Source organism: Microbacterium gorillae (assembly GCF_050990725.1).
Classification (GTDB): Bacteria; Actinomycetota; Actinomycetes; order Actinomycetales; family Microbacteriaceae; genus Microbacterium; species Microbacterium gorillae_A.
This window is the reverse complement of the sequence record NZ_CP158844.1, coordinates 3,680,836-3,697,173: the sequence shown is the minus strand read 5'-3', so window position 1 is coordinate 3,697,173 and position 16,338 is coordinate 3,680,836. Positions and strand designations below refer to the sequence as shown.

At 68.7% G+C, this 16,338-nt stretch carries 16 protein-coding genes; 11 read left to right on the top strand and 5 right to left on the bottom strand.

The genetic code is table 11. From position 1 onward, the window contains the following. Nucleotides 1–88: 88 nt before the first annotated feature. Genes ABTV68_RS17175 through ABTV68_RS17165 form a run of 3 tightly spaced genes read left to right on the top strand, consistent with a single transcriptional unit; the run spans nt 89 to nt 2,831 of the window. Entirely contained in the window at nt 89–1,705 is a 1,617-nt protein-coding gene (locus ABTV68_RS17175) for an ABC1 kinase family protein (protein WP_433677638.1), read from the top strand. 40 nt (nt 1,706–1,745) lie between these two features. Further along, entirely contained in the window at nt 1,746–2,384 is a 639-nt protein-coding gene (locus ABTV68_RS17170) for a dihydrofolate reductase family protein (protein ID WP_433674902.1), read from the top strand. A 36-nt stretch (nt 2,385–2,420) separates the two neighbouring features. After that, nucleotides 2,421–2,831 carry a DUF6157 family protein gene (locus ABTV68_RS17165; RefSeq protein WP_433674901.1) on the top strand — a complete coding sequence of 137 codons (411 nt, stop codon included), beginning with the start codon at nt 2,421–2,423 and terminating at the stop codon, nt 2,829–2,831. A gap of 3 nt (nt 2,832–2,834) precedes the next feature. Here the strand turns inward: ABTV68_RS17165 and ABTV68_RS17160 are convergent, their stop codons facing one another. From ABTV68_RS17160 to ABTV68_RS17150, 3 genes are all read right to left on the bottom strand, one after another. Next, entirely contained in the window at nt 2,835–3,719 is an 885-nt protein-coding gene (locus ABTV68_RS17160) for an alpha/beta hydrolase (protein WP_433674900.1), read from the bottom strand. Nucleotides 3,720–3,759: 40 nt separating this feature from the next. Then, a complete protein-coding gene (locus ABTV68_RS17155; protein WP_433674899.1) occupies nt 3,760–5,241 on the bottom strand; it encodes a hypothetical protein in 1,482 nt (493 codons plus the stop codon). Between the two features lie 71 nt (nt 5,242–5,312). Then, nucleotides 5,313–5,687: a PLD nuclease N-terminal domain-containing protein gene (locus ABTV68_RS17150; protein ID WP_433674898.1), complete on the bottom strand. Its 375-nt coding sequence runs from the start codon at nt 5,685–5,687 to the stop codon at nt 5,313–5,315. 132 nt (nt 5,688–5,819) lie between these two features. Here ABTV68_RS17150 and ABTV68_RS17145 point away from each other — a divergent pair, with 132 nt between their 5' ends. After that, nucleotides 5,820–6,524, top strand: a complete 705-nt coding sequence (locus ABTV68_RS17145) for a phosphatase PAP2 family protein (RefSeq protein WP_433674897.1) — start codon at nt 5,820–5,822, stop codon at nt 6,522–6,524. Between the two features lie 274 nt (nt 6,525–6,798). Next, a complete protein-coding gene (locus ABTV68_RS17140; protein ID WP_433674896.1) occupies nt 6,799–7,617 on the top strand; it encodes an alpha/beta fold hydrolase in 819 nt (272 codons plus the stop codon). 7 nt (nt 7,618–7,624) lie between these two features. Here ABTV68_RS17140 and ABTV68_RS17135 read toward each other — a convergent pair whose 3' ends face one another. Then, on the bottom strand, nt 7,625–7,918 hold the full coding sequence (locus ABTV68_RS17135) for a GNAT family N-acetyltransferase (protein WP_433674895.1): 294 nt from the start codon (nt 7,916–7,918) through the stop codon (nt 7,625–7,627). A gap of 253 nt (nt 7,919–8,171) precedes the next feature. Continuing rightward, complete coding sequence (locus ABTV68_RS17130) at nt 8,172–8,657, bottom strand: DIP1984 family protein (RefSeq protein WP_433674894.1); 486 nt, start codon at nt 8,655–8,657, stop codon at nt 8,172–8,174. Between the two features lie 389 nt (nt 8,658–9,046). Between ABTV68_RS17130 and ABTV68_RS17125 the strand changes: the two genes are divergently transcribed. The 6 genes from ABTV68_RS17125 (at nt 9,047) to ABTV68_RS17100 (ending at nt 16,191) form a co-directional block, all read left to right on the top strand. Continuing rightward, nucleotides 9,047–9,742, top strand: a complete 696-nt coding sequence (locus ABTV68_RS17125) for a winged helix-turn-helix domain-containing protein (protein WP_433674893.1) — start codon at nt 9,047–9,049, stop codon at nt 9,740–9,742. 65 nt (nt 9,743–9,807) lie between these two features. Further along, nucleotides 9,808–10,785: a DNA-3-methyladenine glycosylase family protein gene (locus tag ABTV68_RS17120; RefSeq protein WP_433674892.1), complete on the top strand. Its 978-nt coding sequence runs from the start codon at nt 9,808–9,810 to the stop codon at nt 10,783–10,785. Between the two features lie 104 nt (nt 10,786–10,889). Continuing rightward, nucleotides 10,890–11,303, top strand: coding sequence for a VOC family protein (locus ABTV68_RS17115; protein WP_433674891.1), 414 nt, complete (start codon nt 10,890–10,892; stop codon nt 11,301–11,303). A 120-nt stretch (nt 11,304–11,423) separates the two neighbouring features. After that, nucleotides 11,424–12,578, top strand: coding sequence for an exonuclease SbcCD subunit D (locus ABTV68_RS17110; RefSeq protein WP_433674890.1), 1,155 nt, complete (start codon nt 11,424–11,426; stop codon nt 12,576–12,578). Next, the gene (locus ABTV68_RS17105; RefSeq protein WP_433674889.1) at nt 12,575–15,958 is read left to right on the top strand and encodes an AAA family ATPase; all 3,384 of its coding nucleotides are present in this window, start codon (nt 12,575–12,577) and stop codon (nt 15,956–15,958) included. Before ABTV68_RS17110 ends, ABTV68_RS17105 begins: the two co-directional genes overlap by 4 nt. Before the next feature lie 56 nt (nt 15,959–16,014). Continuing rightward, complete coding sequence (locus tag ABTV68_RS17100) at nt 16,015–16,191, top strand: hypothetical protein (protein WP_433674888.1); 177 nt, start codon at nt 16,015–16,017, stop codon at nt 16,189–16,191. Nucleotides 16,192–16,338 lie beyond the last annotated feature (147 nt).

Below are 16,338 nucleotides of genomic sequence, written 5' to 3'. Positions count from 1 at the left end.
GATACGTCAGCTCGGTATCGCTGAGGCGGGTGCACCAGCGACGCACGCGCGGGTCGATCCCGCGCTGCGCGGGCGCTATCGCCGCATCATGCGGTTCGCCACGCGTGTGCTGGTGCAGTCGTGGTGGTACGAGCTGGTGCTGCCCACCGTGGGGTTGCGCGCGCTCGCGAACCGCTCCCGCACGCGTCGCATGGTGGCAATCGCCCGCCGCTTCCATCCGCTGGCCGTGGAGCTCGGCGGGCTCATGATCAAGGTGGGGCAGTTCCTCTCTTCGCGGCTGGACGTCCTCCCGCCCGAGGTGACGGCCGAACTCGCCGACCTGCAGGATGAAGCCCCTCCGGTGCCCTTCGATGAGATCCGCCACGCCGCGGAGGCGAGTCTGGGAGTGCCGCTGGACAGCGCCTTCGAGCGGCTGGATCCTGTCCCGCTCGCGGCGGCGTCGCTGGGACAGGCGCATCGCGGGGTGCTGCGCCCCGAGGACGCCGAGATCGCGGGCTTCGCGGACGTCGTGGTGAAGATCCAGCGCCCGGGCATCGAGCGGATCGTGGACACCGATCTTGCTGCTCTCGAGCGCATCGGTCGCATCCTGGCGCGTGTGCGCATGGTGTCGCGTCGGGTCGACGCTCCCGCGCTCGTCGCCGAGTTCGCGGCGGTCAGCCGGGACGAGATCGACTATCTGCATGAGGCGGCCAGCGCGGAGCGGTTCGCGCTGAACACGGCCGATCGGCCCGGCGTCGGCGGACCCCGCGTGGCGTGGGAGCGCACGACGCGAAACGTGCTGGTGCTGGAGGACGTCTCTGCGATCAAGATCAGCGACGTGGCGGCGCTCCGGGCCGCGGGCATCGATCCGACCGCGGTGGCGCACGCCTTCGCGACCGCGATGCTGGACCAGGTCTTCCTCGACGGCCCATTCCACGCGGATCCGCACCCGGGCAACGTGTTCGTGACACCTGACGCGAGCGTGGAGGACGGGTTCCGCCTCACCTTCATCGACTTCGGGATGATGGGCGAAGTCTCCGGCGACTTGCGCGAGCGCCTGCAGACCGCCGTCATCGCGGTCGTCTCCCGAGACGGAGCCGGTGTGGTTCGTGCTTTCCGCGACGTCGGGATGCTGCTGCCGTCCGCGGACACGGCGGAGCTCGAGCGAGCGCTAACCGCCCTGTTCGATCGATTCGGGGGGATGGGGTTCGCGGAGCTGCAGCAGGTCGATCCGCGGGAGTTCCGCGACTTCGCTCGTGAGTTCGGCGACGTCGTGCGGGAGCTGCCCTTCCAGCTCCCGGAGAACTTCCTCCTGCTCATCCGGGCTGTGTCGCTGACCTCGGGAGTGTGCAGCGCGCTGGATCCGGCGTTCAACATCTGGAACGCGACGGAGCCCTACGCGATGGGCCTGATGAGTCGGCAGACCGGCGGCGCTCTGCGCGGGCTCGGAAAGCAGGCCGTGGAAGTCGCCGCCGTGGTGGCTCGGCTGCCGCAGCGGGCGGACAAGCTCATTACCACGCTGGACGAAGGCCGGCTGGTGGTGGACACGTCTCGGCTGGAGCGACGGGTCGAGCGGCTGGCGCGCCGAGTGATCGCCGGGGTGGTCTTCGCCGGGCTGATCATCGGCGGCGCGGTGGTGCACGGATCGGATCCTGTGCTGGGCGCGGTGCTGATGATCGGGTCCGCTCCGGTAGGCGCGTTCGCCCTGTTCTCCCGCTCCCGCTGAGGGTCTTGCGGGGCGGGCCTCCGGGGAGTGGACTGTCCACATGAGCGAACAAGACGCGCGCGGGCGCATTGTGATCGACCTCTTCAGCACCCTGGACGGTGTGGTCCAGGCGCCGGGCGGGCCGGAGGAGGATCCCAGCAACGGGTTCCGGTTCGGCGGATGGCAGGCGCCGTTCGAGGATGAGGAGATCGGTGCGGACATCGTGGCCGGTCTGCAGTCGATGGATGCGCTGGTGCTGGGGCGGCGCACCTACGACATCTTCGCGGCGTACTGGCCGAATCACACAGACGGCCCGGAGGGGATGATCGGACGCATCATCAACGCCGTCCCGAAGTATGTGGCCTCCCGGAGCGAATGGGAACCGGAGTGGGAGAACACCACGCGGATCGGTGCCGATGTCCCCGCGGAGGTCGATGCGCTGCGGGATCGGCATCGCAGCATCCACGTGATCGGAAGCGTGGATCTGGTGCAGACACTGCTCGCCTCTCAGGTCTACGACGAGCTGAAACTGTGGACGTACCCGGTCGTGCTGGGACAGGGCAAGCGGGTGTTCCCCGAGGGGGCGACGCCAGCGAACGTTCGGCTACTGGCACCGGCGACCACCTCCTCGCTCGGCGTGCTCACGCTGCGCTACGGTCCCGTGGATCTGGCTCCGCAGACGGGTACCGTCGGCGAATAGGGCGCGGGCGTCCGTGGCCCGTGTGAGGATGTCGTCATGCACACCACGAACTACGTCGACACCTTCATCGCCGTAGCACCGGACAGCCGCGCGGTGGCCGCCGAGGCGCCGCCGGCCGATGCGGACAAGCCGAGCATCGCGGCTCGACAGTTTGCGATGCTGCACGATCACCCGTACGAGTTCACCTCGGACGACGTGCTCTTCACCGTGTACGCGGACCGCGCCGGCATCGCCGAGTCAGACCGCCCCGCGGCACGGGAGGAGTTCTTCTCCCGTGGGCAGGCGTGCCTGCGAGCGAGCGCCCTCGGAAAGCGATACGGCTGGGGAACGCATCACGACGCGGAGGGACGTGTGGCGCTCGTGCCGATGGGAAGCGCGGAGTATGACCGGCTCGCCGCGTCGACGGAACTCACGCAGACGGCGGCGATGAGGTCTCGCCGCGGCTGAGGCCTACGGTGCGGTGAGGAAGGCGTGCACCACGCTCGAGATGCGCGCGTGCGCCTCGTCAGCCGGCATGGTGGGCGTGCCATCGCCGGCCTGCGGTCCATACGCTCCGAAGGACGCGTGGCTGCCGCCGTCCAGCACGAACGCCGCGGCATCGGCGGGCAGCAGGGGCCAGGCCGCTTCGATCTTCGCCGGCGTGGACAGCCCGTCCGCGCTGCCGGAGATGCTGAGCACGTCATACCCGGTCTGGGAGATGTCGTTGGAGCAGTAGCTGGCGAAGAGGATGAGTCGCTCGACACCGGCGCCCCCGACCAACTGGCAGGCCTTCACACCGCCGAGGGAGTGGCCGCCCACCGCCCAGTCGGAGATCTCCGGCACCAGCTCGGTGAATCGTGAGAGCGGTCGCAGATCGAGGATGGCCAGGTTCAGCGGTGGCTTGGTGATCACCACGGTGGTGCCGTCATCGACCAGGGCCTGGAAGGTCGCGGCGTAGGCCTCCGGGGCCACCTTCGCGCCGGGGATGAACACCAGCCCCGTGCCATCGGCGGCATCGGTGGGTCGCATGACCCAGGCGGTGCCCTCATCGACCAGCTCGATCTCGGGATCGGCGCGGACAGCCGCCAGCGGATCGGGCTCTGCCGCCATGACGCCCGTGTTCGCCCAGATCAGGAAGCCGGCGCCCGCACCGATGATGAGGGCGAGCACGCTGCCCCCCACCCAGCCGAGCACGCGCCGCAGGCGATGCGGCCGTGGCTGCTTCGGAGTCGGGCGAGCGCCGCGTCGTGATCCGGTCGTGCGTTCGGCGTCAGCCGTGTCCGCCGCGCCGACGGTATCCTCAGGGGAGATGGGGTCGCCGTCGGATGCTGACGAAGCCGAATCGGGTGAGCTCACCCCTCCAGCGTAGACGCGAGAGGAGTGAGCGCGGTGGTGATCAGAAGTTCTCCCAGGTGAGCTTCCACGTCTCGCCCGACATGTCGACGGTCACCCGATAGAAGTCCGGAGCGCTGTACACCTGGCACGGAGCGGTGGCGCCGTCCTTCGTGCAGGTGGCCGCCAAGTCCACCGAGCCGAAGTCGGTCACCTCCACCCCGACCGCGTCGTAGGAGACGTCGATCGTGGGGTCGGCGAGACGGCTTAGGGAGTCCTCATCCATGCTGCGGGTGACTTCGGCGATGGTGTCGCCGGCTTCCGACGCATCGAGGGAGAGCCCACAGCCCGCCTCGACCGTCTTCTCTGCCAGGCATTCCGTGACGGCGGCGCTCACGGTCTTGATGACCTTGGCGCGGGCGTCATCCGTCAACTGAATCTCACTCGAGCGCGGCAGTGACGCGTTCAGCGGGGTGACGGCGAACTGGCCGCCGCCCGGGAGCGTGAAGTTCTTGTTGACCGGGGTCACTCGGTACACGCCGAAGAACAGATCGGCGCTGTCGGTCGTCAGCGGAATGCCATTGAGCTCGAGGGCGAACTGGTTCTGCGAGAGGTAGAGCGTCTGCACCATGTTGTAGGAGGCGAGCTTCGCGCGCCCCTTCTTGTCGATGGAGATCAGGAAGTCCTCCGACACCGCGTTGTCGCCCACCATGAAGTCGACCGTGGCGTACCCGCCGTAGTTTCGAACGTCGTCGGTGTCGATCTCCACGTCGGTGATCGGGGCGAGCTTGTTGGAGTACTCCAGCACCTCGTCGGTGAGGAAGGTCTTGTCCAACCCGGCCGTGTCATCCAGGTAGGAGAGGGCCTTCTTCGAATCCGAGTCGATGAGGGCATCGAAATAGCCCTGCACGGCCTCCTCCGCCGCCGTCGCGGCATCCCCGTTGGCGGGCTGATTGAGCGGGGTGCCATCGTGCGCCGCGCTACCGCGGATCGAGCCGATGACAAGGGCGATGATCACCACGATGATCGCGAGCACCGCGACACCGGCGATGATCAGACCGACGATGAGTCCCGTCCGGTTCGGGCGGTCGGGGACGACAGTCGATCCGTATGTCGGGGTGCCAGGACCGCCGGAGCCCGCGGGGGCGCCGGGGTAAACCGCCGGGCCGCCATACGGTGCGACAGGCTGGGTCGGGGAGGCGTAGGGCGGGAGGGGCTGCTGGGGCGCGCCATACGGCGGGGCCGGCTGCTGGGGCGCGCCATACGGCGGGGTCGGCTGCTGGGGCGCGCCATACGGCGGGGTCGGCTGTTGCGGGGCACCGGAGGGATCGGTGGGCTGATTCGGCGCTCCATACGGTGTCCCGACGTACGGGGGAATGCCGCCATCCGATGGCACCGGTTCCGGCGGCTGGCCGTAGGAGGGCTGCTGCGGTGCCGTCACTGGTGCGTCGCCGAAGTCGATCGTCGGCGTCGGATACGGCGGCTGCGTGGCCGGTTGATCGGGCGCATTCTCGTTCGTCGGCTGGTCAGCGCTGTTGTCGCTCATCGCAACTCCCCCTCAGGACCGACCGAGCAGTCCGCCGATCGTTGAGGAAGATCGTACAGCGGGGGCCGCGCTCATTCCGCGGCGGGAGTGCTCCCACCCTCCTTCGCGCGGCGGCGACGCTCCAGCTCCTCACGCAGGCGCCACTCCTCGATCTCGCGATCGAGGTCGGCCATCTGCTGCTCGGTGGTTCGGGTATCCGCCGTGCGTGGTGACGTGTATCCGGGCTCTGCCAAGGGGCGCTGGGTGCGCGCCGTCGGCATGCGCGGGCTGTCGTACTCGCGACCGAGAATCCACCACAACAGGCTTCCGATCAGGGGAAGAAAGATCACGATGAGGATCCAGAAGACCTTCGGCAGGTGCTTCACCTTGCTCGAGTCGCGCAGAATGATGTCCACCAGGGACGTGACGAACAGCGCCAGCGTGAGCAGCGTCATCAGCGGGATCATGGTCCTCAATCTATGCGTTTGCTGGGCGGGCGTCGATGGGCGATCTCGCCTGTATGAGAATGTCCTCACCTTGGGCGAAGGTTCACGATCCGTCAGCAGGAACCGCTCGGGTGGCTATGGCACGCTGGCGGGATGAGCGACCTCCCGGTTCCCCGACCCCGACCCGCGGTCTGGATTCCGATCGCCCTCGTCACGACCATCGTGATCGCCGTGGCGGGCATCTTTATTCGGGACAGTACGGTCATCAACGAGGCAGAACTGTCGTTCCTGCGTGATCTGAGCGCGATGCACAACGCGTGGCTCTCGCCGATCGCGCTGGTGATCAACATCGGCTTCGGGCCGGTGGGAGCGGTGATCGTCTCGCTGATCATCGCGATCGTGGTGGGCGTGAGCGGGGGAGGCGTGTGGTCGGCGGCCCGATTCGGCCTGCTCGTTGTGGTGCCGTGGCTTGCGGTCGACCTCGTCAAGGCGATCGTCTCCCGCCCACGACCGGATTCTGGCGTGCTCGTGAACCAGATCATCAGCGAACCCCTGTCAGCCAGCTATCCGAGCGGCCACACGGGGTTCGCGGCCGCGCTGGGGATGGCGCTGGTGTGGACCGTGCTGAGCCGCACCCGCCGCACGGCGCCGGTCGTCGCGGTGATCGCCTTGGCCGCGGTTCTGGCACTGGTGACGGCGTGGTCGCGGATGTACCTCGGAGTGCATCACCCCACGGACGTCACGGCATCGATCCTGCTCGTGCCCGTCGTCTCCACCGCGGTGTTCGCCGTGTGCGAGCGCATCGTCGACAAACGCGGGCTCCGCACCTCGAAGGGCCCCGGCGATCCGCTCTCGTGAGGGGTGCGGCTTGTCGCAATCTGCTGTTCCCCAGGTGGGGCATGCATAATGAGGAGAAATCCGTCGTTCCCCGACCCCGCGGGCAACGACAGGGTGATTCTCGGATCGCCCATCTGGACTGCTGCCATCGTCGTGGGGGCGATCGCAGCAGCAGCGGTAACGCTGCAGGCGCCGGAGCTCATCGAGACCGCGCGGGGTGGTCGTCAACGCCGGGGGGCACAGGACGACCACCCCATTTCCGGTCGCGTTCCCACATCGCCAGGAAGGAGTCGGTATGACCTCGACCAGTGCGCAGCAGCACTCCGGGGCCGATGACCTGCCTGAGCCCGAACTCTCCGAATCCGACGCCAGCGTCACGAACTTCTCTTTCGAGGGTCGCGAACTCGTCGCCGAAGAACTCGCCGGGCCGCACGTCCTCACGTTCATCGTGGTCCACGGTTTCGGTCTCGGGCGTGCCGCCTACATCGAGATCGCGCAGCGCCTGACCGATGCCGGTCGTGTGATCGCGCTCGACCTGCCCGGCTTCGGCGATGCACCCGAGCCGACTCGGACTCCCACCATGGAGGAGCTCGGCGACCTCGTCGCCGCGTTCATCGCCGATCGGAGGCTGCAGCGTGTGGTTCTCATCGGTCACTCGATGGGAACGCAGATCGTCGCCGAAGCGGTTGCCCGCCACCCCGACTCGACTGTGCGCGCTGCCGTGCTCGTCGCTCCCACCACCGACTCCGGCGCTCGCGGACTGATGCGACAGACGCTGCGCCTGGCTCGAGACATCGTCAGCGCACATCCGCTGACCTTCGTCCGCGGCGCCGCGGAGTACCTGAAAGCCGGGCCCAACCTGATCCGCAAGGCACGCGCCACCGTTGTTCATCGGCCCGAGCGGACCTACCCGCGAATGGACGTTCCCGTGCTGGTGCTGCGCGGTGCCAACGACCACGTCGTGCCGAAGAAGTGGAGCGAGAAGGTGCTCTCTCTGCTTCCGGATGGTGTGCTCACCGAGCTTCCCGGCCGCGGCCACGCGGCGCTCATCGTCCGCCCGGAGGCGTCGGTCATCCGCATCGAGCAGTTCCTGCTGGAGCGCAACCTGCGCTGAGCCGGCGTCAGCTGTGCGCCGCCAGGATGGCGCGGCGCTCCGGGTGGTCGCGGAACCAGTCGGACACGTACCAGCACACCGGCAGCACCGCTCGGTCGCCCTCGGCCTCCAGATCCGTCACCGCGCGCTCCACCAGCACGGACGCGTATCCGTGGCCACGATGCGTCGGCACGGTGTAGGCCCGTGTGAGGGCGATCGTGCGGCCGTCATCGCGGTAGTCCAGCACGCTCAGCAGTTCGTCGCCGCGGCGCAGAGTGAAGCGCATCGCATCCCGCTCGCGCGCGAACTCCAGATCAGTCATCGAGACAGCGTACGCCCGTCGCGGGCGGGGGAAGCGCGGCGCAGGCGAGATGCGCAGTCGACGTTCAGCGGAGGTCCCCGAACCCGCCCTCATCGACGACCCGACACGTGGTGATGCTCTGTCCCGATGCACCGTCACAGGTGCTGTGTGCTGAGCGTGCACCGTGATGGATGGGCTGCTCAGACCCAGACAGTGAGCACATATACCCGTGCTCGTGGGTGGTGTGTCCGCTGTCGTCGACTACCGACTCCGCTCAATCGTCCTGGGAGATCACTCCCGCCTCATCACGAAGATCGTGCAGCCAGTTCGCCTGCTGGATGCGTCCGTCCAGCTCCCGCAGCCGGCGCGCCACGTCATCGGCGCGCGAGCGCACCTCGGCGACGTCGAAGGCGGTGATCTGACGCAGTTCCGATCGCATCTGGCGGAAACCGGCCGGGCTCGCGGCATCAGCCGCCGCCGTCAGCAGCGAGTGCTGCAGACGCAGGGTGTCACGCGCGGCCAGGGCTTCGGTCATCGTGCCATCGGCACCGAGATCGATCGCGGCATTGGTGGTGTTGATGGCGGAGATGAGAAGGCGCAGCCGCTCGACAGACCGCTCGGCCTCGGCCAGGAGATCCGTCGCCTGCTCGGCCGGTGGCTCACCCTCCTGGTAGCGCGCGTTCTGGATGATCCGGCTTCGCAACTGCTCGATCCGCCGCTGCAGATCCGCGCGCAGGGCCAGGGCTTCGGCGAGTTTCATGCTCCGACCCTAGTGGCCCAGAACTGTCATCGCCAGGCGCTCACAGGGGGCACATAGCATGCCTCAGTTTGACATGGAAGGACTTGTCTCGTCATAATGCCCACATGACCAACAACGCATATCCTGTGTCCGCCTGGGAGGCGAACGGGAGTGCCGGCATGATGATGGCCGGCCGTGTTGGCATGTGTTGCCGAATGTGCCGCTAAACCTGCAGCTCTCGCTCGGTCCGATTCCACGCTCCAATCTGGCGTGAGACATGTGGACCCCGCGTCGCCGCTCCGCCCCACACCAGGAGGCGCTGAGCGAAGGCGCCGGCCGATGACGGCCCCACCTCGCAGCAAGCTCATCACTCGCCTTTTCGGCAACCCCTCCAAGGACTTCTCATCATCATGTCGAACCTCGCTTACATCGATGCACCCGCCCGTACCGCCCCCGTCAGCCAGCCGCACCTGCGTGCCGTCTCTCGCACCGAGAACATCGTGACCACCGGCCCCTCGCCCCGCGGCTTCGCCCTCTACGTCGGCATCGATGAGCTCAAGGCCGCTGCCGACGGTGTCAGCCTCCCGCTTCTGGTCGACGCTCTGCGCCGCACGCTCGCCGAACTGTCGCCCTCCGCGGAGACCTACGCCACCGTCGCCCTCGCTCCCACCAGCGCGGGCGGACGTGATGTGGACGTCGTCCGTCTGGCGCTCCACGAGCCGAGTGCCGTCGCCCGCAACCGTCCGACCACGGCCGAAGACGACGAGGCCAGCCGCGTCATCGTCGACATCTCTCGCAAGCGCGTCGTGATCGACGGCGAGTCCGCCGGATTCACCTACAAGGAGTTCGAGCTGCTGCAGTATCTCGTGCTGCGCGAGGGTCGAACCATCGAGCGCAGCGAGCTGGTCTCCTCGCTGTGGAGCGCCGGCGATGCGGATGCTCCGGGCGAGCGGACGATCGACGTCCACGTTCGTCGCCTGCGCGCGAAGCTCGGACGCTATGAGGACATCGTGCGCACCGTGCGCGGTGTCGGCTACCGTTTCGACCGCCACGCCGACGTCGTGATCCGCTACGGCTCGGGTACGCCCTCGCCCGACCGCTTCTGAGCGCGCCCCTTCGTGTCGGCCGTTTCGCGGCGGCCGGTGTCGGAGGTGCGGCGTAGCGTGATCGCATGACCTTCTCGCCGCCTCGGACGCTGCCGCGCAGATCCGTCGTCGAGCGGTCTGTGCGTGTTCCTGCCCGCCGGGAGATGCGATACCGACCACGGCACGACCTCGATCTGATGCGCACGGTCGGGATCCACCGGCGCGGTGGCACTGACCCCACCATGCTCGTCGCGGGCGGAGTGATCTGGCGCGCGCTGCGCACCCCCGCGGGACCCGCCGTCCTGGCATTGCGACAGAACACGGATGGAGTGCTCGTGGCTGCGTGGGGGAGCGGCGCGGCGGAGGCACTCGACACCGTCCCGCGGCTCTGCGGTGCGGAAGATCGTCCCGAGGATTTCGACCCAGGGGTCAATCCGATCATCGCTGAGGCTCACCGACGCCATCCCGGGCTCCGCATCGGCGCCAGCTCGGGCCTCACCGAGGTGATCGTCAGCGCGGTGCTGGAGCAGAAGGTCACCGCCATGCAGGCGTACGGCGCCTGGCGATATCTGATCACGCGATACGGCGAGACGGTGCCGTCTCCCGCGCCGCGGCCGCTGCGCGTGGCGCCCACCTGGGATCAGTGGCGGCGCATTCCGTCGTGGGCCTGGCACCGTGCGGGCGTCGAGCCGCCCCAGTCGCGAACGATCGTCCTGGCCGCATCGCGAGGGTCATCGGTGCTCGACGCGGTGCAGTCAGCGCCCGATGCCGGTGAACGCGAGCGCATCCTCACCTCCCTGGTGGGGATCGGCCCGTGGACGTCTGCGGAGGTGCGGATCCGGGCGTTCGGCGATCCCGATGCGGTCAGCGTCGGCGACTTCCATCTGGCGCACCATGTCGGTCATGCGCTGGCGGGTCAGCGCACGGATGACGCCGGAATGCTGCGCTTGCTCGCGCCGTGGAAGGGGCAGCGGCAGCGGGTGATCCGTCTGATCGGCGCCGCCGGACTCGGGGAGCCGAGGCGAGCGCCGCGACTGCATCCGGAGGATCATCGCGACCGCTGAGCGGCACCACGCAAGGAATATACCGGCGGGTATTGCCGACGGGACGCGGCGGTTCCACACTGGCCTTCGTGCGCATCAGATCGACGCGCGGATGGGAGCCTCATATGTCCACCCTCAACCCCTATCTCTCGTTCCATCAGAACGCGCGCGAGGCTATGGAGTTCTATCAGAGCGTCTTCGGGGGCGACCTGCAGGTGATGACCTTCGCCGATATCGGTGGGATGGGTGTGCCGGAGGACGAGCAGTCGCTGGTGATGCACTCCCAGCTCACCACTTCCGATGGCTTCGTCCTCATGGGCTCCGACACCCCGAGCCACATGGAGTGGGTGGCGCCGGCGGGAGTGTCCGTTTCGGTCTCCGGATCCGACGAGGGGTCGCTCCGCGGATTCTGGAACGGACTGTCCGACGGCGGGACCGTGACGGTGCCGTTGGAGAAGGCCCCCTGGGGCGCCGAGTTCGGCATGCTGATCGACCGCTTCGGAGTCAGCTGGATGGTCTCGATCGACGAGAACTACTGATCCTCACCGCGTTCGTGTGTGATCGGCCGGTGCCCGCGCGGGCACCGGCCGATCGGCGTCTCCGGGCCGTTGTCGGCTCGCCGTCGCAGCAATGTCGGAGGCCCCTTCTACGGTGAAGACATGCGAATCCTGCACACCTCTGACTGGCACATCGGGCGGACCTTCCACGGCAACCCGACCCTGGCCGCGCTCGGTGAGGTGCTGGACGCGCTGGTCGAGCAGGTGCGGGCGAACGACGTCGACGTCGTCATCGTGGCGGGCGATGTGTTCGACTCATCGACACCCGCCGCTGCCGCTTACACGCTGCTTACCGACACGCTGCGCGCTCTGGCCGACACGGGAGCATCCGTCATCGTCACCAGCGGTAACCATGATTCCGCCGCTCGGCTCGGATTCCAGTCCGCGCTCCTGCGCGAGGGCATCCACGTCGTCACCGACCCGCTCGCGCTGGATCTCCCGCTCACCATCCGTGACGAGCACGGCGAGGTGGACTTCTACGGGATTCCGTATCTCGAACCCGCGATCGTGCGCAACACCTGGGAGGGGGCGGATCTGCGGTCCCAGGCGCAGACCATCGGCCACGCGATGTCTCTCGTCCGCGCGTCGATCCAGCGTCGCGGTGTGCGCTCGGTCGCTATTGCACACTGCTTCGCGGTGGGCGTGGAGGCGACGCCGGGCGTCGAACGCGAGGTGCGGCAGGGCAGTCTCGACATGGTGCCGCTGTCTGCTTTCGACGGACCCGACTATGTGGCGCTCGGTCACATCCACGGACGCCAGCAGTTGTCGGATCGCGTGCGGTACAGCGGGGCGCCGCTGCACTACAGCTTCGGAGAGCGCGACAAGCCGCGCGGCTCCTGGCTCGTCGACCTGGATGCGCAGGGGCTCAGGCAGGTGGAGTGGCTGCCGCTGCCCGTGCCACGACGACTGGTCGTGCTGCGAGACACGCTGGACGCGCTGCTGACAGATCCCGCGTATTCCGGTGTGGAAGATGCGTGGGTGTCGGTCGAGTACACCGATCGCACACCGCAGCGCGACACGATGCGCCGGCTCCAGCAGCGCTTCCCGTTCTGCGCGGTCGTGGTTCACGTGCCGCACGGCGCGAAGGTACAGACGACGGCCACGTACCGCGAGCGGCTCCGGGCCGCCACCTCGGACGAGGAGCGTATCGAGGCGTTCCTGGTGCACGTTCGGGCGGAGGAAGGAGCGAGCCCGGCCGAACGTGCGCTGATCCGCGAGATCCTGGACGAGCACGCCCGCGCTGAGGCGCTCGTATGAGGCTTCACCGTCTGGAGATCGAGGGTTTCGGTCCGTTTCGCGAGCGCCAGTACATCGATTTCGATGACTTCGCGGGAGACGGACTCTTCCTCATCTCCGGTCGGACCGGCGCGGGCAAGTCCAGCATTCTGGATGCCATCACCTTCGCGCTCTACGGTTCGATTCCGCGCTACTCCAGCGGCGAGAAGCGCCTGCGCAGCGACCACAGCGCGCCGGAGGAGCCCACCGAGGTGGTGCTGGAGTTCAGCGCGGGCGATCACCGGTATCGGGTGATCCGCAATCCCGAGTATCTGAAACCCAAGCAGCGCGGCGAGGGGATGACAACGCAGGCGGCTGCCGTGCAGCTGGCCCGGTGGGAGGACGGTGGCTGGCAGGGGATGTCAGCACGTGCTCGCGATGTGGGTCATGACCTCGACGAGATCCTGCAGTTGTCGCGTGAGCAGTTCCTGCAGGTGATCCTCCTCGCGCAGAACCGTTTCGCCGAGTTCCTGCTCGCGGGAAACGACGAACGACGCAAGGTGCTGCAGACGCTGTTCGGTACCCGTCGGTTCCAGGATTATGCCGATGCGTTCGAGGTGCGGCGGCGCGCGGCGGAGGCGGAGCTTGCCGGAAGTGTCTCTGTGACGGATGCCCGGCTTGACGCCGCCGAGCGCATCATTCGTGACCTCGGTTTCGACGAGGACCCGGAGGAGGCGCCTGCGAGAGAGGCATCCGGCTCGGGGGCCGGTTCGACAGAGGCAGCTCCCGGAGCCCCTGCCACGGCGGCTTCGGCGGCGGGAGCCCCCAAGCACGATGAGTCCGACGCGGATCCCGCCTTCGGCACAGGGGTCCGGGAGGGCGGCGCGGCGTCCGTTCCAGCAGGTGGGGGCGTTCCGGCAGGTGGGGGCGTTCCGGCAGGCGGGGGCGTCGTCCGGGCGATGCGGCTCAGTCGTCCGGAACGGCTCGACGTCATCCGGGAGGCGCTGCCGCGAGCGGAGTACCGCCGCGACGTCGCCCGCGAGGAGACCCGGCGATTGGTGGCCGAACAGGACAGGCTCGCGAGCGTCGCCGCGGAGCTGGAAGTGCAGCGGCAGGGGCAACGGCGTCGGGACGACGCCCGCGCGCAGCTGGCCGAGGTTGAGGCGGCGGTGCCTGCTCGGGAGCAGGATCGCGCGCGGCTGCTCGCGGCTCAGCGGGCGGAGGAGACGCGGGCGACGTTGGACGCTCTCGTGGTGGCCGAAGGACGCCATCGCGACGCCGCTGCAGCGGTGGACGAGGCACGATCACGCTGGGAACTCGTCGTCGACGACGATCTCGCGGGTGCTGCGGGTGCGGGCGGTGATCTGCCGTCGGAGGCGCGTGATGAGCGCCCCGGAGGTCCGCAGGCCGCGGACAGCCCCCCGGACGATCCGGCGGACGCCGGGGATGGCGCCGGCGATGATCTCACCGGTGTGGGTGCCGGGGAAGTCACGCCGGGTGCCGCCGATATCGCCGCGCTGCGTGCGACGGCATCGCGCGCGTCGGAGCTGCTCGGCGCTCTGGCTCACGCTCATCGACTCGAACAGGACGCCGATCATCTCGCCGCGCAGCAGCGCCAGGCGCACGATGATCTGACGGCGATCGACGAGCGGATCAGGCACGTGACCGTCCGGCTCGCCGAGATTCCCGAAGAGCTGCGCGCACTGACCGATCTCCATACCGAGGCCGTGGCAGCGGCCGCGGCCCAGCCCGCAGCAGTCGCCGAGCAGGAGCGTTTGGAGACGGCCCTCGCCGCCGCGCGTCAGGCCGATGCGATCCGTCCCCGGCTGCGCAGCGCGGAGGAAGCGCAAGCGGCGGCGTCCGACGCTCGCACTCGCACCAGCGCCGCACTCACCGAGTTGATGCGACGCCGACTCGACGGGCACGCCGCCGAGCTCGCTCGCGATCTTCACGACGGAGAAGCCTGCCCGGTGTGCGGCTCGCCAGACCACCCTGCACCGGCAGCGGGTGATGGCGAGGTGATATCGGACGCCGACATCACCTCGGCCGAGAATGCTGCGGAGGCTGCCGCGGCGGCTGCGCAGACCGCAACGGACACCGCGCGGGACGTCCGAGACGCGTATGCCGCGGCCCTCGCTGCGGCCGGCGGCCAGGAGACCGACGCCCTCCAGGAGCTCGTCGCTGCGGCTCGTTCGGCCAGAGAAACGGCCGATGCCGCGCTCTCACGGGCCGCGAACCTCGCCGAGAAGCTCCAGAAGCTCACCGGCGTCCGAGAAGAGCAGGAAGCCGCGCTCGCCGTCCTCACCCGAGAGCGCGCCGACCTGCAGTCGACCCACGACGCCATCACCGAGCGCGTGCGGGCGGCATCGGAGACGATCACGCAGGCGCGCGCCGGTGCGGCCACCGTGGCCGAGCGCATCTCGAGGCTCACCGAGGTCCGAGACGCCGCCGCGGCGCTCGCGGAGGCGCTCGATGACAGCGCGGACCGTCTCGCAGCGCTCGCCGACGCCCGAACGGCGCTCGCCGAGGTGCTGGAGCGTGCGGGCATCGAATCCGCCGAGGAAGCGCGCGCCAACCTCCTGCCTCGAGCGGAGCGTGACCGTCTCGAGGTCGTCCTCAGCACCCATGACGCGACCCTCCGGGATCTGCGCGCCGTCCTGCTCCAGGCGGAGCTCGAGATGCTTCCGGAGGACCCGATCGATCTGACGTCCGCCCAGGATGCCGTCGCCGCGGCCCGTGCGGTCGGCGCGGATGCTGCCGCCGAGGCCGCCCGGGCCGAATCGGCCGTGCAACAGCTGTCGCGCGCAACGAAGGATGCCGAGGATTCCCTGCGGGAGACCGGCGAGGCCGAAGCACGGTGCGCAGTGATCGTTCGGCTCGCGGACACCGTTGCCGGTCGCGAACCCAACACCCGCAAGATGTCCCTGGAGACATTCGTCCTCGCCGCCGAACTGGAGGACATCGTCGCGGCCGCCAACCTTCGGCTCGCCGAGATGTCCTCGGGGCGATACACGCTCGCCCACACCGACGAGCGCGCGGCCCGCAACGCCGCGTCCGGACTGGGCATCGAGGTGGTCGATGCCCATACGGGCCGCTCACGACCCGCGACCTCGCTCTCCGGAGGCGAGACCTTCCTGGCCTCGCTGGCGCTCGCGCTCGGCCTCGCGGAGGTGGTCACCTCGCGTGCGGGTGGCGTGCAGCTGGACACGCTGTTCATCGACGAGGGCTTCGGCTCGCTCGACGTGGAGACGCTCGACGTCGCGATGCGCACTCTGGACGAACTGCGTCAGGGTGGCCGTACCGTCGGCGTGATCAGCCATGTGGAGGCCATGCAGGACCAGATCCCCGCCCGACTGCGCGTGAGCGTGCGAGCGGACGGCTCCAGCGTGGTCTCGCGTGAGGTATCCGCGCCGGTGCTCTGACACCACCTGATCCGCGCGTCGAGCGCGCGCTCGGGAACGAACGATACGGTGAAGGCATGAAGTCTTCGCTCGGAACCTGGATCACCGTGATCGTGGCGGTCGTGATCGCCTGGTTCCTGGTGAATGTGCTGTTCTCCCTGGCCTGGCTGATCGCGAAGATCGCGATCGTGGCGGTCGTAGCGGTCATCGTCTACGGCGTCATCCGCATGGCCACCGCGCGCCGCGACAGCTGACCCGGCGCACGACGAGCGGGTGATGGCCCGGGGCGATCTCGCCGCCATCCGGCGCTCGCGAAGCTCTGCGTGACTCCTCGCGGCGCTGCCAGGGCCACCGGAACGCTTCAACGTCGGTGGCCCGCGGTAGCGTCTGAAGCAGGAGGA